Source organism: Methylomonas sp. BG-2, assembly GCF_057766305.1.
The window spans coordinates 21,016-43,661 of the sequence record NZ_JBYMAP010000001.1 but is presented as its reverse complement, the minus strand read 5'-3'; the positions used below and the strand labels follow the sequence as shown (position 1 = coordinate 43,661).

The window sequence follows — 22,646 nt, the reverse complement described above, 5'->3', positions numbered from 1 at the left end:
CAACTCAAGAGCCGCATAGTGTATGACAAGCTGGATTTAGTGTCAAACATTGAAGCGGAAATGCATGACATCCCCGTCTTGCACCTTATACTCCTTGCCTTCCAAACGCCATTTTCCAGCATCCTTAGCTCCCTGCTCGCCGTTATAGCTGACAAAATCTTGATAAGAAATTACTTCAGCCCGAATAAAGCCTTTTTCGAAATCGGAGTGGATGACACCGGCAGCTTGCGGCGCGGTGGCGTTCACTGGAATCGTCCAAGCCCGGACTTCCTTTACTCCAGCAGTAAAATACGTGGACAGGTTCAACAATTGGTAGGCTGCGCGAACCACGCGATCCAATCCGGGCTCGTCCAAACCAAGATCCTGCAAAAACTCCTTTTTCTCTTCGTCCTCGAGCTGGGCGATTTCGGCCTCGATTGCCGCGCAGACCGGGACAACCGAGGAGCCTTCCTTGTCCGCGAACGCCCTGACTTGATCCAGCATCGGGTTATCGTCAAAGCCGTCGTCCTGGACGTTGGCGATGTATAGAGTCGGCTTGATTGTGATCAAGCATAACTCCTTGATCAACTTGGCTTCATCGTCACTCAAGCCAAGCGTGCGAACCGGCTCCCCTCGATTCAAATGCCCCAATACGCGTTCCAACACATCTTTTCTGGCCAATTCGTCCTTATTGCCGGACTTGGCGATTTTCGCCGCTTTCTGCAAGGCCTTTTCGACCGATGCCATATCGGCCAATGCCAATTCGGTATTGATGACCTCAATATCGCCGATTGGATCAACCTTGCCCGCCACATGAATAACGTTGTCGTCTTCAAAGCATCTGACGACATGGACAACGGCATCGGTTTCGCGAATATTGCCAAGAAATTGGTTGCCCAAACCTTCGCCTTTGGAAGCACCGGCCACCAATCCGGCGATATCGACGAATTCTATCGTCGTCGGCAATATGCGCTCGGGCTTGACGATTTCCGCCAGTTTATCCATACGCGGATCGGGAACAGGTACAACGCCGACGTTGGGATCGATGGTGCAAAAAGGATAGTTTTCGGCGGCGATCGTGGCTTTGGTCAACGCATTGAACAAAGTCGATTTACCAACGTTGGGCAAGCCAACGATTCCGCAATGAAGTGCCATGGCAATAATTCAGCTGAGATGAGATTCGATAAAACCCGGCAGAACCGGAGTAAAAAAGTCGCGGAATTATAGCAAGGAATGGGCCAGCAAACATCAGGACAAACGCGGCAACGCGGCATCTTGATGCCAAAACTTCAGATGAAAGGCGCTGGTTCCTAGAGGTCGATAGTTAATAAAGGCGACCATAGCCGCCGAATACTCAATAGTTGTAATACCAGCGCCCGGCGTCCCAACGCCAATGATAGTTATAGCCGCTCGACCAATAGTTGTAAAAGGTGGAACGCCAGCGATCCCAATAACGATAGTTGCTTTGCACGGCTTGCCGGGCTTGCGTGGCTTCCTTCAGCAGCGCCCGCGCCTCTTTGTCGCCCTTGCTCGCGGTCATGCTCAACCATTTTTCCGCCTCGCCTGGGTCCGAGCCCATTTCGCCCAAGCCGGTCAAATACAAACGCCCCAACGCTTTCTGGGCTTCGAAATGCCCGCGTTCGCCGGCACTGCGCATCCATTCCACTGATTTATGCGTATTTTGCTTGATGCCGTCGCCGCGAAATAGCCGCAACGCCAAGTCGTAAGCGGCGGAAGGGTCTTTTTCGGCAATAGCCTCCAAAGCCGACATTTGTTGACTGGCCGCCTCTTCCTCCGGCGTGCGTTTGGCCGGATCGAAACTCGCGTAATTCCTGGGCCGGTCGGCGCAACCGCTTTCGTCGCAAATGGTGACGGTGTTGACGTTCGCAACGGGTGGCGGCGTCTGCGTACACCCCGGCAACATAGCGATTTGCAAAAGAATTGCCATCCAAAACGATGCTTTCATATTTGTCGGTCTCATTATCGCGTTAGTTTCTAACTTGAGCTATCATGCCGGCCTATCTTATTTGCTAATCGGCGCGTTAGACAACTGGTTTTCACGTTCACCCCGTGTATTTTCAAAGAGAATTGACCCACACAACTGAGGAGTTTTTATGAGCAAACGGCCCACTAACAAAATCTGGCTATCGGCTGTCATGGCGACCCTGAGCGCCTGCGCCACGCAGCAAGCGGGATTGCAAACGGGCGGTAGCAGCCAGATGGTAACCGGTTCCGCAGGGGGGGCAACCAGTGTGAATGCGAATAAATCCTTGGAGCGTTGCACAACCCCGCTGGGCACCTTGGCCGTCGCCGACGGTCGCTTCAGCGGCTCCAGCAACGTAACCACGGTCGAACCGTTGATTCGGCTGGCGGTGCAACAATCAAATTGCTTCGTTCTGACCTCTATCGGTAACCGCGCCACGCGAGCGCTGATTAACGAAATCACCGGTGAACAGCGCGATTCCGGCGAATACCGCTCCGGTTCCAAACAACACAAAGGCCAACGCGTCGCCGCCGACTATTTGCTCGATCCGCAAGTCATTGTCGCCAACGAAGCCACCAGCGGCAACAGCAATAACCTCGGCGCCGGTCTGGTAGGGATTGGTCTGAGCGCGGCCGGCCTAGGTGCGTTGGGCGCCGCTGCGGGCGCCTTGTCGAACTCGGTGGAAACCAGAACCTCGGATGTGGCATTGACCTTGACGGACATCCGTTCCACCGTTCAGGTTGCGATTTCCTCGGGTAGCGCGACCGCCAACAATACCAATTTTTCCGCAGCCGCCGGGATCGGCGGCTGGGGTTATCTGCTCGGCGGCGGCGTAGGCGGCGGTGTCAGTTCCTTCTCGCGCACGCCGGAAGGCCAAGCCATCGCGGCGGCATTCTTCGATGCTTACAACAACATGGTGATCGCCGTACGTAACTACAAAGCTCAAGACGTACAAGACGGTTTGGGTACCGGCGGTTCGTTGAAAGTAAAATAACGCCGGACGGGCACTCGCTAAAGGCGCTTAACCGGCGCCTTTTTGCTGCCGCGGCGAATTCAGCAGTCCGTGGTCGATCCGTTGGAATACACCACGATACGGTCCCTGCCGCTGGTTTTGGCTTGATAAAGCGCCAAGTCGGCGCAATGAATGATGTCGTCGATATCGATGGCCTCGTGGGTATCATGGTAACCGCTATCGACGCAATGCAAGCCCACGCTCAACGTGACGCTGACCGACTCCAAACCGACATGCCAACGCAAGGTCTTGATTTCTTGCCGGATACGTTCCGCCAACGCGTAGCCGCCCTCGCAACAGGTATTGGTGAACACCAGCACGAACTCCTCTCCCCCAAACCGAACCAGGATATCGCTGGCCCTCACCAGTTTTTTGAGTGCTTCGGACACCCCCACCAGGACTTCATCCCCAAACAAGTGCCCATGGCGATCATTGATACGCTTGAAGAAGTCGATATCCATGACCAACAGGCAGAAGCTGTTCCGATAGCGTTTGTGATGAGAGATTGCGATTTCCACCTGATCGTAAAAGTAACGGCGATTGTGCAACCCCGTCAGTTGATCCAGCATCGACATGCTGGCGAAATGGTCTTTGAGTTGCTTGGTTTCGGCAACCAGGGACTCCAGTTGCGAGGTTCGTAGCGCAATCTGCTGATCCATTTGCCGCAGCAAACGCCGCGTCGTAATCAATTGGCCCAGCATATTCTTGTAAATTTCCAGCAAGCGCATATGCCAATCGGTGAAGAAATACGGCAGCGGATGCGAAACGTTCAAGACGCCTATCAATTGTTCGTCGCAAGTGAACACCGGAACGCTGATCAACGAGCCAGGCATCGCGGCATTGCCGCTTTCAGAGCTAAAGCGCTCATCCTCCAAACAATTCTGGCAATACTGCAATTGCCCCGTCGACGCGGCCAAACCGATCACACCGTCCCCGACCTTGAATCGGGTCGTGTCTCCGGCCGGCACCTCTGGTAAATTCAGTTCGACAAAACTCAGGCCGACCACGTTAGTCAACCAACCGTCGCCGTCCACCGCGAAAAACGAACAACGCTCCATATCCTGATTTTGGATCAAACTGGCCAACGCCCGGCGTATCAATTGTTTTTCATCGTCGGCCTGATAGCCAACTTCCGACAATTCCTTAATGGTCGAAAGCGCATTGAACAAGTCCACGACCAGATCGTGCATGCCAAATCCGTATACACCGTCCGCAGTCTCCGAACCGTAGCTATTCTCGTCCATCAGTTCCCCATCACGTAGGCCAATTGCTGCATTGCAATCCGGCTTTCCAGCAACTGCTCGGCGATCCCGCTCAAAGTATCCATCGGCAACTGCAACGCCTGACAGCTCGACAAATACGCGGCCGGCTCGAACTCGACCTCCGATGCGAACTCCGCGCTAAGCCGCCGGCAAAGGCGCAACAAAACCAATAAAGACTGCTCCTGCCCCGCATAATCCCGGTGTTGATACTCGGACAAGACCATCTGATACAGCTCCGGCAGATGCCATTTTTTTAACAGGGCCGCGCCGATCTCAAAATGACTGAGACCGAACTGGCCGCTGACCAAATCGGCAACTCGTTCCGGACCGCGTTCGGCCGCGATAAAGATATCGTTAAGCTGATCCGGCGCCAGAAAACCTAGGGCCAACAGGCCGATGTCCAACAGCAAGCCGCTGGTATATACCGAGGAAGGTGCCAGATGCTGCAGCGCGCCAATTTCCGAGGCCAATTTTTGCGCGGCTACCGCGGTGACCAGTGAGCGCATCCAAAAATAGTCGCTTTCAAAGGTTTGGCATTTTCGGGTATCAAACTGGACGTTAAAAATCACGCCCAACGCCAAACCCTTCACCAAATCCAAACCCAAAACTTGAAACACCGCGCTGCGGATGTCGGTAATCGTCTTTCCCCTTGAAAAATACGCGGAATTGGCCAACCCCAACAGCCGGGCCACCAAACTCGGCGATGTCGAAAGCGCGCCGACCAGGCGATCAATGGAGATATCCGGCGTGTTGATCGCTTGCAGAATTTGCAAGCTGGCTTGGGGCAATACCGGCAAATTTTTCAGCGCGCCGACTTGCAACTGCAAGGTTTTCATTGCATTCACCGGCGTCAATCCCGCGAAAACCCGGAAACCCTGAGACTGACGATTAAGCGGCGATAGTCGTTCTCGGGTAGCGCATCGTGAAAAATCGGCAGAGTCTCGACAATTCCACCATCCTTCCGATAATGCAAAATAGTCAGCATCCGAGTTGTCACCGTAGTTGATTCGATTCGTATCGGCTGAAATGCTTGGAACTCCGTCCCCATTTCCCAACCGCAGCCCGGAGTATAGCGCAGAAAAATTGGCCGTGTTTTTAGAAACACGCCGCTGTTTACCGCCATCCACGCCAATATACCAACCGCCGCCAGCCGGTAAACCAAGGGCATGCCATTCTCGAGGCCGGCATACAACGCCATGGCGTGTAGACCATACAGCAACCCGGCCCTCCATCGAGAATCGAGGACGGCAAAGTGCAAGGGTGCTTCGAAATTTCGCTTCATAAAAACGATCTCGCGATCAGGCTACGGTAAACTAATGGCGAAATACCACCCTTAAACCTGGACATGAACACCGATACAATAGCCCAACCGACCGGCAACCTTGATCCGCGTGGCGAGCTCGCCATACATTACCCCGCCACCGGGCTGGCCGCGATCGAGATCAGCGGCGGAGACAGCACTCGGTTTTTGCAGGGTCAGCTGACTTGCGACATTCAGCAGATCAGCGAAACCCGAGCCAGTATCGCGGCATTTTGCAACGCCAAGGGCCGGGTCATCAGCACCTTGCTGGTGATTAAAAACGCCAACGGTTATTGGTTGGTGCTGCCAAGCACGCTACTCACCCCTGTCATCGAAAAATTGCGCAAATACGTGTTGCGCGCCGCGGTGACAATCAGCGATGGCAGCGACCGCGTCAGCGTCGCCGGGCTGGGAATTCCGGCCGGCAGCGAATTCCCAGCGTTTACATTGCCGGACAACGATTGGTCGGTCAGCCATGAACCGCTCACGATAGTCAAACTGCCCTGCCCCAACCGGTTTTTGATCTTGGAAAACCACGGTAACGCCATACTAACAGACTTGGTTAGCCGACCTGAAACGGCTTGGCGCTACCGGGATGTGGTTGACGGCTTACCTTGGTTCGATGCGTCGCAATCCGAGCAACATGTGCCGCAAATGCTCAACCTGGACGGCCTAGGCGGCATCAGTTTCAGCAAGGGCTGCTATACAGGCCAGGAAATTGTCGCCCGAAGCCATTATCTGGGCAAGGTGAAACGACAACTGTACGTTGGTGGCTGCGCCGGCGAATTGCCTATCGCGCCGGGCACGCCGGTATTGGATGCCGTCACTGGCCAAACCGCCGGCAACGTGCTGGCCGCCGCCAGCGACGGCGAAACCCGCATGCTACTGGTGTTACACGTGCTTGAAGGCGAGTCAAAACGCTTTATACTTGGCGACGAACATCAGACGCCGGTTAGTTTAATCCTCCCCCAGTAGGGCACAGCCTCATGCAATTCAAATCCGTCAACGACTTTTTAGCCCATGTTCAAGCGGAACTGGATGCCAACCGTTTGGTGCTGCCGACTCTGCCGGACGTGGCGATCAAGGTGCGCGACGCCGTCAGCAAGGGTGACGTGACCGCGCAAAGTCTGGCGGAGATCATCGCCACCGACGCGGCGATTTCCGCGCGCTTGATCCAAGTCGCCAACAGCCCGCTCTATCGCGGAGCGATGGAAATCAAAAACATCCAAATGGCGGTGACTCGACTGGGTAACAACACCATCCGGACTTTGGTCACCAGCCTGATCATGCAACAAATGTTTGCCCCTAAATCGGCATTGCTGGAAAGTTATTTCCGAACGATCTGGGAGCAAGGCGTCAACGTGTCCGCGATTTGCCGGGCATTGGCCGGTTTCGCCCCCCATCTAAACGCCGACGAAGCCATGCTGGCCGGCTTGATACACCAAATCGGCAAACTGCCGATACTCAGTCTGGTCGAGAATATCCCGGAATTTCGAGACAGTCCGTCCCGCCTGGATAAATTGTTGGAAAAAGCCCACCCCCACGTCGGCAAAATCATCATGGACACCTGGCATTTTCCCGAGGAACTTAAGCCGGTGCCCTCCGAATACGTCGATTTTCAACGCGATTCGGGGCCGAAAGCCGATTACGTCGATTTGGTGCAAGTCGCGTTTCTGCAAAGCGTGGCCGGTACCGATCATCCGGCCTGCCGGGTCGATTGGCATTCGGTGCCGGCTTTCGCCAAACTCGGGCTGGCCGGCGATGCCGAAATTCTCGAAATCGAAGGCGTATCCGAGGAAATCGAACTCGCTCAATCCCTATTTTTATAGATCACCGATGATAGACCCGCTTGCCGCCGCCCGCTTTCGCCGCTTGGGCACATTAACCATCTTTGCCGTTTACTTTGTGATCCTGGTCGGCGGCATCGTCCGCGCGTCGGGTGCCGGCATGGGCTGTCCGGACTGGCCCACCTGCTTCGGCCAATGGGTACCGCCGACCGACGAAGCGCAATTACCCGCCAATTACCACGAAATCTACGCCCAGCGCGGCTACCAGAACACTACCTTCAACCCGGTAAAAACCTGGACCGAATACACCAACCGCTTGATCGGCGCCAGCACCGGGTTGCTGGTGCTGCTGACCGCGTGGGCTTCGCGTATTTATCTGAAAGGCGACAAGGGCATCTTCCATCTGGCCGTCACGGTATTCTTGCTGGTCGGATTTCAGGGCTGGCTGGGATCGGCCGTCGTCGCCAGCAATCTAAAGCCGTTGATGATCACCTTACATATGCTGCTGGCACTGGGGATCGTCGCGTTGCTGATCTACGCCATCGCCCGCTCTCAGCAACCGTTACTGGCGCGACTGGACGGCGGATGGCAGACGCCGAGTTTCGGCTTGGTCCTCAAAACCGCGATCGGCATGACCTTGATACAAATCGCGATGGGAACCCAAGTCAGGGAATCGGTGGATTTCATCGCCCACCAGCATAGCTACATCGACCGCCAATTCTGGCGGGATAGCTTTCCAGTGATTTTTTACGTACACCGCTCGTTCTCGTCGATTATTCTATTCACCAACCTATGGCTGGCCTGGCAAATCGTCAAACACACCACGCGCGGCAATCTGCTGCGATACATGGCATACGGCCTGACCGGGCTGATCGTTACCGCGATTCTGGCCGGCGTCAGCCTGGATCGCCTGGGTTTCCCGGCGGTCGCCCAGCCGGTACATTTGCTGATGGCGAATCTGATTTTCGGCGCTCAATTTTTCATTTGGATTTGCCTGAAATACGCGGCCGGACGCCCCGCGTGATCTCTGGACGTTTTATCCAAATTATCAATAAGTTAAAAATAAACCCGCCAAACTGAGGTACAATGGTCGGGTGACCCCATGCCAATCGGGTCGATCTCTTTTATTCCACAGGTAAATTTAATGTCCGAAACCCCCGCCGTCACGCCTTCCTTCAAAGACCTAGCGCTATCCGACCCCATTCTCAAAGCGTTAGAGGGCATCGGTTACGAAACCCCCTCGCCGATTCAGGCCCAAATTATTCCCTTCGTGATGTCCGGCCGAGACGTGCTGGGCCAAGCCCAGACCGGTACCGGCAAGACCGCCGCCTTCGCGTTGCCGATACTGACCCGAATCGATCTGAAACAAAAAGACCCGCAAGCCTTGGTGCTAGCCCCCACCCGGGAACTGGCCATCCAGGTCGCCGAGGCCTTTCAAAGCTACGCGGCGCATATCAAGGGCTTTCACGTGTTGCCGATTTACGGCGGCCAGGATTACACCAGCCAACTGCGGCAATTGAATCGCGGCGCGCACGTGATCGTCGGCACGCCAGGCCGGGTCATGGATCACATGCGGCGCGGCACCTTAAAGCTGGATCAATTGACGACGCTGGTACTCGACGAAGCGGACGAAATGCTGCGGATGGGCTTCATCGACGACGTCGAATGGATTCTGGAGCAAACCCCGCCGACCCGGCAAACCGCGCTGTTCTCGGCGACAATGCCGGCTGAAATCCGCAAAATCGCCCAGCGCTACCTGAATCAGCCCGAACAAATCACGATCAAGGTCAAAACCACGACCGCCGAGAACATTCGCCAGCGTTACTGCTTCGTCAACGGTCAACATAAAATGGACGCATTGACCCGGATTCTGGAAGCCGAGAACTTCGACGGCATGATCATTTTCGTCCGCACCAAGACCGCTACCGTCGAAGTCGCCGAAAAACTGGAAGCTCGCGGTTTTTCCGCCGCCGCCATCAACGGCGATATGTCGCAGGCCCTGCGAGAGCGGGCTATCGACCATTTGAAAAGCGGCAAGCTGGATATTCTGATCGCCACCGACGTGGCCGCGCGCGGCCTGGACGTGGATAGGATTACCCACGTCGTGAACTACGACATTCCCTACGACACCGAATCCTACGTCCACCGCATCGGCCGCACCGGCCGCGCCGGCCGCACCGGCGACGCGATACTGTTCGTTTCGCCGCGCGAAAAACGCTTGCTGGCCAATATCGAACAAGCCACCCGCCAGAAAGTCGCGGAAATGCAATTACCGTCCACCGAGTTCATCAACAATGCCCGGGTGATCCGCTTTAAACAGAGGATTACCGACACGCTGGCGTCGGCGGAGCTGAGCTTTTTTCATCAGCTGATCAGTCAGTACCAAGTGGAACACGACGTGCCGGCCATCGACATTGCCGCCGCGCTGGCGCAATTGCTGCAGGGCGACACCCCATTATTACTCAAGGATTCCGGAAAAAAACCCGCCCGGCCGGCCGACGACAGACCCCGCGAACGCAGCGAGCGCGGCCCGCAACGCGAACGCGGCCGGGGCGCCAGCCAAGTCGAAATGGAATTGTTCCGAATTGAAATCGGCCGTAACGACGGCGTCAAACCGGGCAATATTGTCGGCGCGATTGCCAACGAGACCGGCATCGACGGCGAGCATATCGCCCGGATTAAAATCGAGGAAACCTACAGTACCGTCGAGTTGCCGGCCGGCATGCCCAAGGACCTGTTTCAGGCGCTGAAAAAGGTCAGGGTCGTCGGCAAACCGCTCAACATTTCCCACTTCGACCCGGCAGCCATCAAAAAAGCCAAAAGCAAAAAACGGGTCGGCTCGCCGTCGAAACGCGGCAAGCCGCAGGAATGAGGCACGGACCGGCGGCCCCGATGCCGGTCAATCCGCCGCGCTGCTGACCTCCACTCGGCCTTGTTCGATGCGGGCCTGAAACACCGGCACCCGCACTGCGGCGTCCTCTAGGCAAATTCCGCTCCGCAAGCTGAAATGCTGCTTGTACATCGGCGAGGCCACCATTGGCTCGCCGCCGATGTCGCCCACCATCCCGCGCGACAATACATTGGCTTGGCTGAAGGGGTCGCGGTTGCCGATCGCGAACACCGCGTTCAAGCGAGGCAGAAAGAACAACGCGATTTGCTTACCGGCCAAGCGGGCGCAAATGCCGGAATCGGCTTGCAAATCCTCGGCTCGGCATATCTCTATCCAATGGCTCATCAGGCGGCCTCCTCAATCAGTTTAAAATGTTTGCGTTCTTCAGGATCGGCCGGCCGAATTTGACCCCGTTCTTCCACAAACACGATATCCTCGTCGCCCAGGTCGCTGTTGACGAAATGGCGGAAGCGTTTTAAGTGGTTTTCGTCGGCGAGAGTGGTTTTCCACTCACATTGATAAGTATCGATGACATGGTGCATTTGCCGCTCCAGATCGGCGGCGATCCCGAGCTTGTCGGCAATTACCACTTCCTTGAGATACGCCAGACCGCCGTCGAGATTTTCCAGCCACACCGAGGTACGCTGCAGGCGCGCGGCGGTCCGCACGTAAAAAATCAGCAACCGGTCGATGTAGCGAATCAAGGTTTCCCTATCCAGATTGGTCGCGAACAGATCGGCGTGGCGCGGTTTCATGCCGCCGTTACCGCACACGTACAAATTCCAGCCGTTCTCGGTGGCGATCACGCCGATGTCCTTACCCTGCGCTTCGGCGCATTCCCGGGTGCAGCCGGAAACCGCCATTTTGATTTTATGCGGCGCCCGCAAGCCTTTGTAACGATTTTCCAATTCAATCGCCAGCCCGACGCTGTCATCGACGCCGTAGCGGCACCAGGTGCTGCCGACGCAGGATTTGACCGTGCGTAGCGATTTACCGTAGGCGTGACCGGACTCGAAGCCGGCCGCGATCAATTCCCGCCAAATCGCCGGCAACTGCTCGACCCTGGCGCCGAACAAATCGACACGCTGGCCGCCGGTGATCTTGGTATACAAGCGATATTTTTTAGCGACTTGGCCCAGCACGATCAACATTTCCGGAGTAATTTCGCCGCCGGCAATACGCGGCACCACTGAGTAGGTGCCGTCTTTTTGGATATTGGCCAAAAAGGTGTCGTTGGTATCTTGCAAACCCACATGCGGTTTTTCCAGGATGTAGTCGTTCCAATACGAGGCCAAGATCGAGCCAACCGCTTGCTTGCAAATATCGCAACCCAGACCGCGTCCGTGCCGGTCCAACAATTCGTCAAAGGTCTTGATCTGGCCGACCATTACCAAATGGTACAAATCCTGGCGGGTATGCGGAAAATGCTCGCAAATATCCGTGCTGACCGCGACGCCGAGTTTGGTCAATTCGCTGTCCAATACCGACTTCAACAACGCGCCGCAACCGCCGCAACCGGTGCCGGCCTTGGTGGCGGCCTTTAGTTCGCCGATGCTGGCGCAACCGGCGGCGACCGCGTCGCACACCTGCCCCTTACTGACATTGTGGCAAGAGCAAATCTGGGCGCTAGCCGGCAACGCATCGGCGCCGAGACCGGCCGGCGCGTCGCCGCGCGTCGGTAAAATCAGCGTATCCGGTTGCGCCGGCAATTCAATGCCGTTCAAGCAATATTGCAACAAGGTGCCGTAGTCGGCCGCATCGCCGACCAGCACCGCCCCCAGCAAGTGCCGGTTGTCCTCGCTGACGACCAACCGTTTATAGATTTCGCCGGCACCGTCCTGATAGCTGTAGACCAACGCCCCCGGCGTCCGGGCCTGCGCATCGCCGATGCTCGCCACATCGACGCCCATCAGCTTCAATTTGGTACTCATATCGGCGCCGGTAAACGCCGCCTCGGTTTCGGCCAGATCGGCCAGCACGGTTCTAGCCATCGCATATCCGGGCGCGACCAAACCGAAGATCTGGCCGTTCCAGCACGCGCATTCGCCGATCGCGTAAATATCCGGATCGGAAGTCCGGCACTGATTGTCTATCGCAATCCCGCCGCGCGCTCCAGCCGCGAGACCGCAGGCGCCGGCGAGCTCGTCGCGCGGACGAATCCCGGCGGAAAACAACACAATATCGGTTTCCAGATGGCTGCCGTCGGCGAAGGTCATCCGGTGCAGAGCCGTTTCGCCATCGACGATCGCAGTAGTATTTTTATTCAAATGGGTAACGACGCCCAAGGCCTCGATTTTCCGTTTCAACATCGCGGCGCCGCCGTCGTCGAGTTGCACCGCCATTAGCCGCGAGGCGAATTCCACGACATGGGTTTCCAGCCCTAAGTCCTTCAGCGCCTTGGCCGCTTCCAGCCCCAACAAACCGCCGCCGACCACGGCACCGATTCGCGATTGCGCCGCCGCGGCCTTGATCGCTTCCAGATCCTCTATCGTCCGATACACCAGACAACGCGGCCGGTCGCGGCCGGCAATCAGCGGCACGAACGGATACGAACCGGTCGCCAAGACCAACTTATCGTAGTCGATGATCGCACCGTTGGCGGAAATCACCTGCCTGCGCTCGCGATCGATTCCGATCGCCTTGTCGCCCAGATGAATGTCAATCCCGTGCCGTTCGAAAAATCCGCTCTCGACCAAGGACAAGTCCTCGGCGGTCTTACCGGCGAAATAAGCCGATAGATGTACCCGGTCGTAGGCCGGCCTAGGCTCTTCGCAAAAAGTGACCACGCGGTAGCGAGAAAGGACTTCGCTCTCGACCAGGCCAGCCAAAAAGTGTTGGCCGACCATACCGTTACCGATCACGACCAAGGTTTGTTGCGTACTCATCCGCGACTCCTGTAATTTGGGCTTAATTGCTCCGAATCCACTCGCGTTACGCTCGAATTCGGGTCCGGTCGTCGCGAAACTTTTGTTCAGGCCAAAAAAAAGGCGCCCTGGCGAATGATTGACATCATTCGCGCAGGACGCCTTTGTCCAGGTCTAAAGCGGGGCAAGTCCAACGACGAGACTTGACGATAGGCAATCAACTTCCATGCCAGATTTATCTAGCCATTGATTTAAAACGTTTTTATAAAATTCACCCTACCTCGCCGCGACGATTGGCGCACCCAAATAATGCAAACCTTTTCGCATTCCGCACCAAACTGGCCCAATATTGGCCGGTATCCGCGCCGAGCACCTCCCCTTCCATCGACATCAAACGGATGAAGCCGCCGCCGCGCGGCCGTACCCACAATGCCACCCGCCCGAGTCGCCCAGGTCGCTGGCATGCTATCTGCTTTCCGCTTATCCAAATTCAATCGACCGGATCTTTCATGACCTTTACGCCGTTCAAGTTGCTGTCGCTACAAGGCAAGGCCAAAGTGCTACATATGAGTTGGATGGCCTTCTTCATCAGCTTCGTGGTCTGGTTTAACCATGCTTCGCTGCTGGTTTTGATTCAGCAAGACCTGGGCATCAGCCAAACCGAAATCGACATTTTGCTGCTGCTTAACGTGGCGTTGACGATACCCGCCAGAGTCGCGACCGGCATGCTGGTGGATCGGTTTGGTGCAAAAATCAGCTACAGCGTGTTGTTGGCGGTTTGTAGCATTCCCTGCTTTATGTTCGCGGCCGCCGACAATTTCGCCGAATTGGCTTGGTCGCGGTTCCTGCTGGGGTTTATCGGCGCAGGCTTCGTAGTCGGCGTGCGGATCATCGGCGACTGGTTCCCGGCAAGCCAGGTTGGTACCGCCGAAGGTATTTACGCCGGCTGGGGCAATTTTGGCTCGGCGTTCGCGGCAATCTTTCTGCCGGGCCTGGCGTTTTATTTCGGCGCCGAGCACGGCTGGCGCTACGCGGTGGCGCTGACCGGCGCGATCGCGCTGCTTTACTCGGTGGTTTATTACTTCAGTGTCGAGAATTTACCGCCCGAACTGGCCGGCCTGAAAACCCGCCGACCTCTGGCGATGGAAGTCTCCAGCATCCGCGATCTGTTTTTATACATGCTGAGCCTGATACCTTTGTACGCGACGATTTCGTTGCTGGCCTGGAAGCTGGCGACACCGACAACGCCGGTATTGAGCCAGGGTTGGTATCTGGGGATTCAATTCACCGTCTGGCTGCTATTCCTGACTCACGCCTATCAACTCGTCAACCACAACGCCGATAAACTGAGCGCTCCCATCCCGAGCATCCATCACTACCGCTATCAGCAAGTCTTCATTCTGGCGATCGCCTACTTGGTCACGTTCGGGTCCAAATTGGCGGTACTATCGATGTTGCCGATGTTTTTCTTCCACACCTTTCACGAGACTCAAGGTATCGACATGCTGGACGCCGGCCTGTTGGCCTCCAGTTTCGTCGTCACCAATGTCGTCGCGCGACCGGCCGGCGGCTGGCTTAGCGACAAGATCGGCCGCAAGCTTTCGCTGACGCTGTTCGTGGCCGGACTCGCGGTCGGCTACCTGCTGATGGCCTGGATTTCGCCGGATTGGTCCATAGCCTTGAGCGTGACGGTCACGTTGATTTGCTCGGTGTTCATGCAAGCGGCCGAAGGCGCCATCTTTGCGTTCGTGCCGTTGATCAAGCGTTCGATTACCGGCGAAGTCGCCGGCATCGTCGGCGCCTACGGCAATGCCGGAGCTATCGTGTTTCTGATCTTGTTGACCTTCGTTTCCACGTTCAGCTTTTTTCTGATGTTGGGCGGCACCTGTGCAATCTTGCTAGGGCTGATTTATTTTTTGAGGGAACCGAAAAACTTTATTACCGAAATCATGCCGGACGGCAGCTTGGTACAAATCGAGCTGGACTAACGATGGCCGCATTGAATGTCTTGATCGTGGACGAATTCGATAGCGACCGCATGCTGGAGCGCACGCTACGCCAACACGGCTGCGAGGTCGCCACGCTGAACCTGCGGGAATTGGATATGCTAAGCATCGTTCAAACCTTGCACCCGGACGTCGTGGTACTCAATCTTTACGCTCCGACCGAGGCGATTTTAAAAACCATCGTCGAAATCAACCAGAGTTACTCGTTGCCGGTGGTGATGTTCGCGGAGGACCAACAAACCGAAACCATCAACAAAGTCATCAAGGCCGGCGTCAGCGCATATATCGTCGACGGCCTGGAAGCGAAGCGCATCAAATCCATCGTCGATATCGCCATCGCCCGTTTCAAGGAACATCAGGCGCTCAAGGACGAATTAAAGAAAACCAAGACACAGTTGGAAGACCGCAAATTGGTCGACCGCGCGAAAGCGATCCTAATGAAATCGCAAGGCTTTAGCGAAGAGGACGCCTACCATGCCCTACGCAAATTAGCGATGGACCGCAACATGGCAATCGGCGAAATGGCGAAAAACGTGATTTCGATGGCCGAATTGTTCAAGTCGAGCCAACCAAGCTCGCCCAAGCCGGGCTAGTCGCGTTACTCAGCGGATGCCAACACGCTGAGGCCGTCCGGACCGCCAATACCCGACCCGCCAAACACCCGGTCGATGGGCCGCACCGATAGCGCCTCGGCGCGAACGCTCGGCGACAAACCCAACGATATCAACAATATACCGGCCACCACCAGCACTAGGCGGCTAATTGCCGCAACTACTCGATTTCGATTGCGTATCAACATGGACAGCTCCGACAAAAATCATTGAAATCCAAGCGTTTACGCGGCGGCTTAGCCGCCGCCGCAACAAACGCGGCACCAGGACAGTTGTAATATAATCGATTCGCCACCATAAAGCCCACCAAAAAATCGATCACGTGGATTGATATCCGATAAAACGATGGCGTTGATCAGCGCACCAGTCAACTGAGCAAAAATGCTAACACGTTTCCAGGCGGTTGTGTTCATTGAAGCCATTTTCGGTAAAAAGTCCCGACCTAGCTAAGGCCCCGTTGGTTTTAATCGATTCCTAATGGTTTATTCATTCGGGATTCAACTTGCGAGGCTAGACTTTTCCTTGGCAATTTTGAAATGGAGTCATCATGTTGAAAATCACACTGGCAGTCTGCGTCGGATTCGTTTTTTCCGGTTTGGCGATGGCCGACGGGCACGAGCACGGGCACCGCAAACACGGTCACCATCACCGCGAGGGGCACGCTTACCAGCCGGCGCCGATCGTCGAGTACGCGCCACAGCCGCCTCGCGCGAATCCGGGGAATGATCGACGCTCGACCGAAGGCTTGGTAGGCGGCGCGCTCGGCAGCGCGGTCGGCTATGAAATCAGCCAGGGTAACCCGCTGGGCGCGGGCTTGGGCGCCGCCGCCGGCGCGTGGATAGGCAACGGCATCGCCCGCTAAGCCGTGATGGGCCAAAACCGCTTTCGCGACACTAACGTTCGGGAGGGAGTCTTGAAAACTAAAACATCCAAAGTATCGACCGGGCATCTGGCCGTCGAGAGACTGTTGAACGTATTGTTGTTTTTTATTGTGTTTTATTACAGTTATTACGTATTTTGCTTGGCCTAATTCCGCGGCAATACTCACGCCGCTCGTCGGGCTAGCCGGCCGAACAGCACGCGGTCAAAGCGACTGGTCTTGCAAATAGCTCTCGACCGCTTCGCGGCTATCGGCGGGCAGTTTCTTGGATTTCAAGGTCTGTTTTAATTTCGCCTGCAGTCTCACCAGCAATTTGGGCTGGTCCGCCAGCTTATCCATCAGTGTTTGCAGCGCATTGAAGGCATTGAACCGAACCGCTTCGTCGGGGTCTCGCAACGCTGCTATCAAGGCATCGTAAATCGGCAACGCGGGTTGGTCGAAATACCCCAGACTTTCCGCCGCCGCCGCGCGAACCTCTCCGATTCGATCTTGCCGCAAAGCCGCCAACAGATAGCGACCGGCTTCCGGCGTGGGATAGGCCGCCAATTGTTGGGCACCCGCCATACGTTGCGCGGGATCGTTATCACCGAGCCACTGCCTGGCGGTTTCCACCTGTTCACGGTCGACACTCTGTTCTTCAGCGGTCTGCTCCGGCGTTGCCGCCGCCCCGCCGCCGGCTTCGGCCAACGAAGCCAGTTGATGCAAGTCCGGCATTGGCCGGAACGCCTGGACTGCACCCGTCGCCGGGCATGGCCGAACAGTGCGGGCCTGTTGCAAAACCGGCAACAGGCCCAGTGCGAGATAGGGCGCCGCCAGCAACGCCCCCACCAGGACTGGCGATATTCTCATTACCGATGGACGGCGGGTGCTCGACACCCGCCTTGATCAATTAAGGCGCTTGCAAAGTACCGTTGGCCGTCGTTGCCGCCGGCGTGGAGTTCGGACAGGCCGGTTGCGACCAGGCGTCCCAATAGCCGCCGCTCCCAGTCAGAATCATTTCGTCGCCCTTGGCCGCCCCGGTCAACGCCGTTTGCACGGTACCGGCCGCGTTCATGTTGGACGTGGTGATGCCGGTACCGGAAGGATGCATGCCCAATGCCTCGCGAACCCGCCAAGCGTACGCATGATCGCGACAGGAGGTATCGCCGGAGACACCGATCGCGCCCACTTTATGGCCGCCGCTGTAGATCGCCAATCCTCCACCGAACACGTTCACGCCGCCGACCCGTTTGTTTTTCAACGGATCGCTGTTGGTGCCGTAGGAGTTCGGGCTACCCGCGTAAACCCGGCTGGCATCCACCGGATTACTGTGCTGCAGACCATACAGGCTGCCGCCGGGTTGCACGGCCGAATACAAATTCGCGGTGGAAATCGCGTAGCCGTCCAGACTGAACGCGTTCGCGGTGTTGGCTTTTTGCGCGGAAATGATCCGGCTACCCAGCCATTCGGAATTGCCGGCCGCGGCGCCGGTGGTACCACTGGTGGCAACGTGGCAGACTTTTCCGGTCTCGTCGACCACGGTCACCCACATGTTCAGTCCATAGCCTCCGGTGCTTGCGGCTTCCGCGGCACTAATCGCGTCGGTCAATGCCGAGCGCGAAACGTCGCTGCATGCCGCGGAAGCGGTTTGCGCGGACAAAGCCAGCGCGGCGCTACCCAGGCTTAAGGCCAAAAGTTTTTTTGTTTTCATAGTTGCTTCTCTCGTTATTTGATTATTCTGGAATGGCCCCGCGCTACGAGCGGGATTTGCTTTATAGCAAAGGCCCGCCACCCTGTCTAACGCTTTAGCGTGCACTAATATTGAAGCATCCACGGCGCGCACAACACCAACGCGAGCGCCGCGAACAACCCCGCAACCACATCGTCCAGCATGATGCCCAAACCGCCGTGGACCCGCCGGTCCAGCCAGCCGATCGGCCACGGCTTGACAATGTCGAAGAATCTGAACAGTACAAAGCCCAACGCCAAGTTCCGCCACGAAAACGGCACCCAAGCCATCGTCAACAACAAACCGGCGACTTCGTCCCAAACGATGCCGCCGAAGTCGTGAACTTGCAAACGCGCGGCGGCGTAATCGCACAAATGAATGCCGACCACGATCACCGTCAAGGTCGCCAGCCAGTAACCCCAAAAACCGGTTTGAGACAACACCGCGTAAACCGGCAAGGCCGCCAGCGTGCCGAAGGTACCCGGCGCGCGTTTGACCAAACCGGCACCGAAACCGAACGCCAGGAACAGCCTGAAATCGCGCGCGATGTCGCCGGCGGATAAACCAGCCTTGCCGTAGGATGCTCTAAAGAAAATGCTCATAACCGGTGAACTCCAGCAATTCGATACAGCCGCCGCGCCGCAGGCGCAAACCGGGCTCGGCTTCGATAACGCCGATGTTCCGGCAACCGTCCGGGATCCGGGCTGCCAACTCGGGCGGCACGGTAAAACACAATTGGTAATCGTCGCCGGCGGTGAGCGGCAGGCGCCAGCCGCCGGTTTCGGCCACATAGCGGCTCACCGCGTCGGACAGCGGCAAGCGCTCCCAGTCCAGACAGGCGCCAACCCGGCTTTGCGTCAGGATATGGCCTAAATCGGCGGCCAAACCGTCGGACACATCGATACAGGCACCAGCAACGCCGCGCAACGCCAAACCCAGCGCGACTCTGGGCTCGGGCCGGTGAAAACAGCGCAGTGGAATTTCGGGGGACGCGCAGCGATAGCCTTGCTTGATTTTCAAACCCAAGCCGGCATCACCGACCGGGCCGCTCAGATAGACCAAATCGCCAACGTTTGCCGCCGAGCGGGTCAGCGCCGCCCCGCTCGGCACGGCTCCCATGGCCTGCACGGTCAGCGTCAACGGCCCCGACGTGGTGTCGCCGCCGATCAAATCCACGTTGAAGCGGCGCGCCAGCGCCAAAAAACCGCGCGAAAACGCAGCCAGCCAATCCGGATCGATCTGGGGCAAAGTCAGAGCCAAGGTGACCGCGAACGGCTCGGCACCCATCGCCGCGAGATCGCTGAGGTTGACGGCCAGCAGTTTGTGGCCCAAATCCTCCGGAGCGACATCGGCAAAGAAATGCACATTTTCGACCATGGTGTCGGCGGTAATCGCCAAGTGCTGGCCGGGCGGCAGACTCAGCAGCGCGCAGTCGTCGCCGATACCTAGCCGGTTATTGGGATGGCGCGGCGCGTCCACCGCGAAATAACGGCGAATCAGATCGAATTCGCCCAGTCGCTCCGGCATCAGCTACCCTGGGCGTCGCGCCGAACCGCCATCAGATTTTCGGCAGCCCTTGCTTGGCGGCGATTTCGACCGCTCGCTGAGTCTGGGAGACTTTGTCAAGAATGCCGTTGACGTATTTGTGGCTGCCTTCCGCGCCGAAGCACTTGGCCAAGTTGACGGCTTCGTTGATGATGACCTTGTAAGGCGTTTCCAATCGGTAAATCAGCTCGTAAGCGCCGATCCGCAGTATCGCCCGCTCGACCGGATCGATTTTTTCGATGGGCCGATCGACAAAGCCGGCCAGCGCCGCATCGACGATGTCCAGTTGCTTGGGCACGCCGTGAAAAATCTCGCTGAAATAACTTTTCTGCGCACCCTTAAGATGCTCTTCTTCCAGAAAATAGGTTTCGATGCGGCTCAGGCTATCGCCCGACATCTGCCATTGATACAGCGCCTGAACCGCGCATTTTCTGGCGTTGGTTTTGGCTTGACTCATTAAAGGCTCAGGTTATTGAACAGACTGACCATTTCGATGGCCGACAAGGCCGCTTCGGCGCCCTTGTTGCCGGCCTTGGTGCCGGCGCGTTCGATCGCTTGTTCGATGCTGTCCACCGTCAACACGCCGAAGCTGACCGGCACGTCGTACTGCAACGCGACTTGGGCGATACCCTTGACGCATTCGCCGGCCACGTATTCGAAATGCGGAGTACCGCCGCGAATCACCGCGCCCAGCACGATGATCGCATCGAATTTTTTCACGGCCGCGATGCGTTGCACCGCCACCGGCAATTCGAACGCGCCCGGCACTTTAATCAACTTGATGTCGGCTTCGGCGGCGCCGTGGCGAACCAACGCGTCGATGGCGCCGGCTTCCAACTGGCCGACGATGAAGCTGTTGAAACGCGAGGAAACGATGCAAAACTTGCCGCCCTGAGCGGACAAATGGCCTTCTACGATACTGACTGACATAAGTTATCCAATAGGTTGAGCGATCACGACGCGGCGGCCGACCCAAGTAAAACCGGCCGCCACGCAAATAAAAAAGGCACTAAGTTTACGCGGTTTCGAAGCAAGCCGCCCCGAAAAATCGTACTCAGCCGCCGAACTCGACTTGCTCGACGATCTCCAGATCGAAACCGGCCAAACCGATGTAATTTTTCTTGGCCCCCATCACCTTCAGGCGGCGCACGCCCAAATCGGCCAGGATTCGCGAACCGGTGCCGGTCGTGCGCCAACCGACTTCGGCACTGGCTTGGCTTTTGATGCCGTTATCCTGCATTTGGTAGGCGTGGATCAGTTCGACCAGCGCCTTGTTATTCTCGTTCTGGCGGATCAACACCAGTACCCCTCGCCCGGCTTCGGCGATCCGCCGCATGGCCTCGCGAATCGGCAGACTGCAATCGCTGCGCTTGGAGCAAAACAGATCGTCGACGACGTTGCGGGCATGCACCCGCACCAAGACCGGTTCGTCACCGGCCACCTCGCCCAGCACCAGGGCCAGATGCACGTTGTCGTCGTTACGGTCTTGGTAGGCATAGAGCCGAAAATCGCCGAATTCGGTCGGATACGCGCATTCGGCAATCCGCTCCAAGGTGTTTTCGTGCTTGATCCGGTAATGGATCAAATCGGCGATGGTGCCGATTTTCAAGTGATGCTGCTCGGCGAAGGCTTCCAGATCGGGCCGGCGCGCCATCGAGCCGTCGTCGTTCAAGATCTCGACGATGACGGCCGCCGGCTCGACGCCGGCCAAGCGGGCCAGATCGCAACCGGCCTCGGTATGGCCGGCCCGGTTCAATACGCCGCCGGCCTGGGCCATCAGCGGAAAAATGTGGCCGGGCTGCACCAAGTCGCCGGGCTGGGCGTTCGGCGCGACCGCGCGTTGCACCGTCAAGGCCCGATCGGCGGCGGAAATGCCGGTGGTCACGCCCTCGGCGGCCTCGATCGATAGCGTGAAATTCGTTGTATAGGGCGTTTTGTTGTCGTTGACCATCAGCGGCAAGCGTAATTGCTGGCAGCGCTCGCGGGTCAGCGTCAGGCAGATCAGGCCGCGGCCGTATTTGGCCATGAAATTGATGTCCTCCGGCCGGGCAAACGCGGCCGCCATCAGCAAATCGCCCTCGTTTTCCCGGTCCTCGTCGTCCATGATGATGACCATTTTGCCGAGTCGCAGGTCTTCGATAATTTCTTCGGTTGTGTTCATTGCATGAATCCCGCGTTGTGTAACAAGGCTTCGGTAACGCCACCGCCGCAACGGGCCGCCGCCTCGCCCTTCATCAGCCGTTCCAGATAGCGGGCCAGCAAATCGACTTCCAGGTTAACTTTGCCGCCGACTTCAGTCCGGCCGAGCGTGGTTTCCGCCAAGGTATGCGGTACGATGTTGACCGAAAAAAACGCGCCGTCGACACTGTTGACGGTCAAGCTAATGCCGTCGATACAAATCGAGCCTTTCTCGGCGATATATTTGGCCAATTCGTCCGGCGCCTTGAATTTGAAACGGATCGACCGGCCGTCCGGCTGTTTTTCGACGACAGCGCCGATACCGTCCACGTGGCCGCTGACGATGTGGCCGCCAAGACGGCTGGATGGCGTCAGCGCCAACTCCAGGTTGACCGGAGTGCCGGCCACGGCGTTTTTCAAGGTAGTACGCGATAAGGTTTCGTTGGACACGTCGGCGACGAAATGGTGTTCGCCGAGTTCCACCGCCGTCAGGCAGACGCCGTTGACGGCAATGCTGTCGCCGAGCGCGGCCCCCGCCAGCGACAATTTGCCGGTTTGAATTCGCAGACGACAGTCCCCACCGCGGGCTTGTATCGCGTCAATACGACCCACCGCTAAAATGATTCCGGTAAACATGATT

Annotated in this window: 25 protein-coding genes; 8 read left to right on the top strand and 17 right to left on the bottom strand. The window is 57.2% G+C overall.

Going from position 1 to position 22,646, the window contains the following annotated elements; translation table 11 throughout:
• Positions 1-42 precede the first annotated feature (42 nt).
• Both ychF and AC3B8H_RS00235 read right to left on the bottom strand, forming a co-directional pair.
• Positions 43-1,134: a redox-regulated ATPase YchF gene (gene ychF / locus AC3B8H_RS00240; RefSeq protein WP_488439621.1), complete on the bottom strand. Its 1,092-nt coding sequence runs from the start codon at positions 1,132-1,134 to the stop codon at positions 43-45.
• Between the two features lie 199 nt (positions 1,135-1,333).
• Positions 1,334-1,927, bottom strand: a complete 594-nt coding sequence (locus AC3B8H_RS00235; RefSeq protein ID WP_488439620.1) for a tetratricopeptide repeat protein — start codon at positions 1,925-1,927, stop codon at positions 1,334-1,336.
• Positions 1,928-2,093: 166 nt separating this feature from the next.
• On the opposite strand from AC3B8H_RS00235, the gene AC3B8H_RS00230 reads away from it, so the two are divergent.
• Complete coding sequence (locus tag AC3B8H_RS00230; protein WP_488439619.1) at positions 2,094-2,957, top strand: hypothetical protein; 864 nt, start codon at positions 2,094-2,096, stop codon at positions 2,955-2,957.
• Positions 2,958-3,016: 59 nt separating this feature from the next.
• On the opposite strand, the gene AC3B8H_RS00225 is transcribed toward AC3B8H_RS00230, so the two are convergent.
• Genes AC3B8H_RS00225 through AC3B8H_RS00215 form a run of 3 tightly spaced genes read right to left on the bottom strand, consistent with a single transcriptional unit; the run spans position 3,017 to position 5,519 of the window.
• Positions 3,017-4,219 (bottom strand): sensor domain-containing diguanylate cyclase, encoded by a 1,203-nt coding sequence (locus AC3B8H_RS00225; RefSeq protein WP_488439618.1) that lies wholly within the window; start codon positions 4,217-4,219, stop codon positions 3,017-3,019.
• Positions 4,219-5,073: an HDOD domain-containing protein gene (locus AC3B8H_RS00220; RefSeq protein WP_488439617.1), complete on the bottom strand. Its 855-nt coding sequence runs from the start codon at positions 5,071-5,073 to the stop codon at positions 4,219-4,221. Before AC3B8H_RS00220 ends, AC3B8H_RS00225 begins: the two co-directional genes overlap by 1 nt.
• Before the next feature lie 14 nt (positions 5,074-5,087).
• Positions 5,088-5,519: a protein YgfX gene (locus AC3B8H_RS00215; RefSeq protein ID WP_488439616.1), complete on the bottom strand. Its 432-nt coding sequence runs from the start codon at positions 5,517-5,519 to the stop codon at positions 5,088-5,090.
• A gap of 63 nt (positions 5,520-5,582) precedes the next feature.
• Between AC3B8H_RS00215 and ygfZ the strand changes: the two genes are divergently transcribed.
• The 4 genes from ygfZ to AC3B8H_RS00195 all read left to right on the top strand — a co-directional run bounded on the left by ygfZ (position 5,583) and on the right by AC3B8H_RS00195 (position 10,196).
• Positions 5,583-6,512: a CAF17-like 4Fe-4S cluster assembly/insertion protein YgfZ gene (ygfZ, locus tag AC3B8H_RS00210; RefSeq protein ID WP_488439615.1), complete on the top strand. Its 930-nt coding sequence runs from the start codon at positions 5,583-5,585 to the stop codon at positions 6,510-6,512.
• An 11-nt stretch (positions 6,513-6,523) separates the two neighbouring features.
• The gene (locus AC3B8H_RS00205; RefSeq protein WP_488439614.1) at positions 6,524-7,366 is read left to right on the top strand and encodes an HDOD domain-containing protein; all 843 of its coding nucleotides are present in this window, start codon (positions 6,524-6,526) and stop codon (positions 7,364-7,366) included.
• Positions 7,367-7,373: 7 nt separating this feature from the next.
• On the top strand, positions 7,374-8,348 hold the full coding sequence (locus AC3B8H_RS00200; protein ID WP_488439613.1) for a COX15/CtaA family protein: 975 nt from the start codon (positions 7,374-7,376) through the stop codon (positions 8,346-8,348).
• A gap of 120 nt (positions 8,349-8,468) precedes the next feature.
• On the top strand, positions 8,469-10,196 hold the full coding sequence (locus AC3B8H_RS00195; protein ID WP_488439612.1) for a DEAD/DEAH box helicase: 1,728 nt from the start codon (positions 8,469-8,471) through the stop codon (positions 10,194-10,196).
• 27 nt (positions 10,197-10,223) lie between these two features.
• Here AC3B8H_RS00195 and nirD read toward each other — a convergent pair whose 3' ends face one another.
• Positions 10,224-10,559, bottom strand: coding sequence for a nitrite reductase small subunit NirD (gene nirD, locus AC3B8H_RS00190; RefSeq protein WP_488439611.1), 336 nt, complete (start codon positions 10,557-10,559; stop codon positions 10,224-10,226).
• On the bottom strand, positions 10,559-13,099 hold the full coding sequence (gene nirB / locus AC3B8H_RS00185) for a nitrite reductase large subunit NirB (RefSeq protein WP_488439610.1): 2,541 nt from the start codon (positions 13,097-13,099) through the stop codon (positions 10,559-10,561). Before nirB ends, nirD begins: the two co-directional genes overlap by 1 nt.
• Before the next feature lie 488 nt (positions 13,100-13,587).
• Between nirB and AC3B8H_RS00180 the strand changes: the two genes are divergently transcribed.
• Both AC3B8H_RS00180 and AC3B8H_RS00175 read left to right on the top strand, forming a co-directional pair.
• Positions 13,588-15,066 carry an MFS transporter gene (locus tag AC3B8H_RS00180; protein ID WP_488439609.1) on the top strand — a complete coding sequence of 493 codons (1,479 nt, stop codon included), beginning with the start codon at positions 13,588-13,590 and terminating at the stop codon, positions 15,064-15,066.
• A 2-nt stretch (positions 15,067-15,068) separates the two neighbouring features.
• The gene (locus tag AC3B8H_RS00175) at positions 15,069-15,677 is read left to right on the top strand and encodes an ANTAR domain-containing response regulator (protein WP_488439608.1); all 609 of its coding nucleotides are present in this window, start codon (positions 15,069-15,071) and stop codon (positions 15,675-15,677) included.
• Between the two features lie 5 nt (positions 15,678-15,682).
• Here AC3B8H_RS00175 and AC3B8H_RS00170 read toward each other — a convergent pair whose 3' ends face one another.
• Together AC3B8H_RS00170 and AC3B8H_RS00165 are read right to left on the bottom strand one after the other, a co-directional pair.
• Positions 15,683-15,883, bottom strand: a complete 201-nt coding sequence (locus AC3B8H_RS00170) for a hypothetical protein (RefSeq protein ID WP_488439607.1) — start codon at positions 15,881-15,883, stop codon at positions 15,683-15,685.
• A gap of 48 nt (positions 15,884-15,931) precedes the next feature.
• Positions 15,932-16,108, bottom strand: a complete 177-nt coding sequence (locus tag AC3B8H_RS00165; RefSeq protein WP_488439606.1) for a hypothetical protein — start codon at positions 16,106-16,108, stop codon at positions 15,932-15,934.
• A 134-nt stretch (positions 16,109-16,242) separates the two neighbouring features.
• Between AC3B8H_RS00165 and AC3B8H_RS00160 the strand changes: the two genes are divergently transcribed.
• Positions 16,243-16,557: a glycine zipper 2TM domain-containing protein gene (locus AC3B8H_RS00160; protein ID WP_488439605.1), complete on the top strand. Its 315-nt coding sequence runs from the start codon at positions 16,243-16,245 to the stop codon at positions 16,555-16,557.
• Positions 16,558-16,779: 222 nt separating this feature from the next.
• Here the strand turns inward: AC3B8H_RS00160 and AC3B8H_RS00155 are convergent, their stop codons facing one another.
• From AC3B8H_RS00155 to AC3B8H_RS00120, 8 genes are all read right to left on the bottom strand, one after another.
• The gene (locus tag AC3B8H_RS00155; RefSeq protein ID WP_488439604.1) at positions 16,780-17,424 is read right to left on the bottom strand and encodes a HEAT repeat domain-containing protein; all 645 of its coding nucleotides are present in this window, start codon (positions 17,422-17,424) and stop codon (positions 16,780-16,782) included.
• Positions 17,425-17,464: 40 nt separating this feature from the next.
• Complete coding sequence (locus tag AC3B8H_RS00150) at positions 17,465-18,265, bottom strand: GlcG/HbpS family heme-binding protein (RefSeq protein WP_488439603.1); 801 nt, start codon at positions 18,263-18,265, stop codon at positions 17,465-17,467.
• A gap of 104 nt (positions 18,266-18,369) precedes the next feature.
• Positions 18,370-18,885 (bottom strand): phosphatidylglycerophosphatase A family protein, encoded by a 516-nt coding sequence (locus tag AC3B8H_RS00145; RefSeq protein WP_488439602.1) that lies wholly within the window; start codon positions 18,883-18,885, stop codon positions 18,370-18,372.
• Complete coding sequence (gene thiL, locus AC3B8H_RS00140) at positions 18,869-19,810, bottom strand: thiamine-phosphate kinase (RefSeq protein ID WP_488439601.1); 942 nt, start codon at positions 19,808-19,810, stop codon at positions 18,869-18,871. Before thiL ends, AC3B8H_RS00145 begins: the two co-directional genes overlap by 17 nt.
• A 31-nt stretch (positions 19,811-19,841) precedes the next feature.
• On the bottom strand, positions 19,842-20,285 hold the full coding sequence (nusB, locus tag AC3B8H_RS00135) for a transcription antitermination factor NusB (protein WP_488439600.1): 444 nt from the start codon (positions 20,283-20,285) through the stop codon (positions 19,842-19,844).
• The gene (gene ribH, locus AC3B8H_RS00130) at positions 20,285-20,758 is read right to left on the bottom strand and encodes a 6,7-dimethyl-8-ribityllumazine synthase (RefSeq protein ID WP_488439599.1); all 474 of its coding nucleotides are present in this window, start codon (positions 20,756-20,758) and stop codon (positions 20,285-20,287) included. Before ribH ends, nusB begins: the two co-directional genes overlap by 1 nt.
• A 124-nt stretch (positions 20,759-20,882) precedes the next feature.
• Positions 20,883-21,989 carry a bifunctional 3,4-dihydroxy-2-butanone-4-phosphate synthase/GTP cyclohydrolase II gene (ribBA, locus tag AC3B8H_RS00125; protein ID WP_488439598.1) on the bottom strand — a complete coding sequence of 369 codons (1,107 nt, stop codon included), beginning with the start codon at positions 21,987-21,989 and terminating at the stop codon, positions 20,883-20,885.
• Positions 21,986-22,642 (bottom strand): riboflavin synthase, encoded by a 657-nt coding sequence (locus AC3B8H_RS00120; RefSeq protein WP_488439597.1) that lies wholly within the window; start codon positions 22,640-22,642, stop codon positions 21,986-21,988. The genes ribBA and AC3B8H_RS00120 overlap by 4 nt, the downstream gene beginning before the upstream one ends.
• Between the last annotated feature and the right edge of the window lie 4 nt (positions 22,643-22,646).

What these genes read in the sequence shown, in the direction of transcription:
- AC3B8H_RS00155 (WP_488439604.1), bottom strand. Translation starts at nt 17,424, where the DNA reads ATGAGAATATCGCCAGTCCTGGTGGGGGCGTTGCTGGCGGCGCCCTAT.
- AC3B8H_RS00220 (WP_488439617.1), bottom strand. Translation starts at nt 5,073, where the DNA reads ATGAAAACCTTGCAGTTGCAAGTCGGCGCGCTGAAAAATTTGCCGGTA.
- AC3B8H_RS00235 (WP_488439620.1), bottom strand. Translation starts at nt 1,927, where the DNA reads ATGGCAATTCTTTTGCAAATCGCTATGTTGCCGGGGTGTACGCAGACG.
- AC3B8H_RS00150 (WP_488439603.1), bottom strand. Translation starts at nt 18,265, where the DNA reads ATGAAAACAAAAAAACTTTTGGCCTTAAGCCTGGGTAGCGCCGCGCTG.
- AC3B8H_RS00215 (WP_488439616.1), bottom strand. Translation starts at nt 5,519, where the DNA reads ATGAAGCGAAATTTCGAAGCACCCTTGCACTTTGCCGTCCTCGATTCT.
- AC3B8H_RS00175 (WP_488439608.1), top strand. Translation starts at nt 15,069, where the DNA reads ATGGCCGCATTGAATGTCTTGATCGTGGACGAATTCGATAGCGACCGC.
- ygfZ (WP_488439615.1), top strand. Translation starts at nt 5,583, where the DNA reads ATGAACACCGATACAATAGCCCAACCGACCGGCAACCTTGATCCGCGT.
- AC3B8H_RS00205 (WP_488439614.1), top strand. Translation starts at nt 6,524, where the DNA reads ATGCAATTCAAATCCGTCAACGACTTTTTAGCCCATGTTCAAGCGGAA.
- AC3B8H_RS00170 (WP_488439607.1), bottom strand. Translation starts at nt 15,883, where the DNA reads ATGTTGATACGCAATCGAAATCGAGTAGTTGCGGCAATTAGCCGCCTA.
- AC3B8H_RS00195 (WP_488439612.1), top strand. Translation starts at nt 8,469, where the DNA reads ATGTCCGAAACCCCCGCCGTCACGCCTTCCTTCAAAGACCTAGCGCTA.
- AC3B8H_RS00145 (WP_488439602.1), bottom strand. Translation starts at nt 18,885, where the DNA reads ATGAGCATTTTCTTTAGAGCATCCTACGGCAAGGCTGGTTTATCCGCC.
- ribBA (WP_488439598.1), bottom strand. Translation starts at nt 21,989, where the DNA reads ATGAACACAACCGAAGAAATTATCGAAGACCTGCGACTCGGCAAAATG.
- AC3B8H_RS00160 (WP_488439605.1), top strand. Translation starts at nt 16,243, where the DNA reads ATGTTGAAAATCACACTGGCAGTCTGCGTCGGATTCGTTTTTTCCGGT.
- AC3B8H_RS00200 (WP_488439613.1), top strand. Translation starts at nt 7,374, where the DNA reads ATGATAGACCCGCTTGCCGCCGCCCGCTTTCGCCGCTTGGGCACATTA.
- nirD (WP_488439611.1), bottom strand. Translation starts at nt 10,559, where the DNA reads ATGAGCCATTGGATAGAGATATGCCGAGCCGAGGATTTGCAAGCCGAT.
- ychF (WP_488439621.1), bottom strand. Translation starts at nt 1,134, where the DNA reads ATGGCACTTCATTGCGGAATCGTTGGCTTGCCCAACGTTGGTAAATCG.
- nirB (WP_488439610.1), bottom strand. Translation starts at nt 13,099, where the DNA reads ATGAGTACGCAACAAACCTTGGTCGTGATCGGTAACGGTATGGTCGGC.
- thiL (WP_488439601.1), bottom strand. Translation starts at nt 19,810, where the DNA reads ATGCCGGAGCGACTGGGCGAATTCGATCTGATTCGCCGTTATTTCGCG.
- AC3B8H_RS00180 (WP_488439609.1), top strand. Translation starts at nt 13,588, where the DNA reads ATGACCTTTACGCCGTTCAAGTTGCTGTCGCTACAAGGCAAGGCCAAA.
- ribH (WP_488439599.1), bottom strand. Translation starts at nt 20,758, where the DNA reads ATGTCAGTCAGTATCGTAGAAGGCCATTTGTCCGCTCAGGGCGGCAAG.
- AC3B8H_RS00225 (WP_488439618.1), bottom strand. Translation starts at nt 4,219, where the DNA reads ATGGACGAGAATAGCTACGGTTCGGAGACTGCGGACGGTGTATACGGA.
- nusB (WP_488439600.1), bottom strand. Translation starts at nt 20,285, where the DNA reads ATGAGTCAAGCCAAAACCAACGCCAGAAAATGCGCGGTTCAGGCGCTG.
- AC3B8H_RS00120 (WP_488439597.1), bottom strand. Translation starts at nt 22,642, where the DNA reads ATGTTTACCGGAATCATTTTAGCGGTGGGTCGTATTGACGCGATACAA.
- AC3B8H_RS00230 (WP_488439619.1), top strand. Translation starts at nt 2,094, where the DNA reads ATGAGCAAACGGCCCACTAACAAAATCTGGCTATCGGCTGTCATGGCG.
- AC3B8H_RS00165 (WP_488439606.1), bottom strand. Translation starts at nt 16,108, where the DNA reads ATGAACACAACCGCCTGGAAACGTGTTAGCATTTTTGCTCAGTTGACT.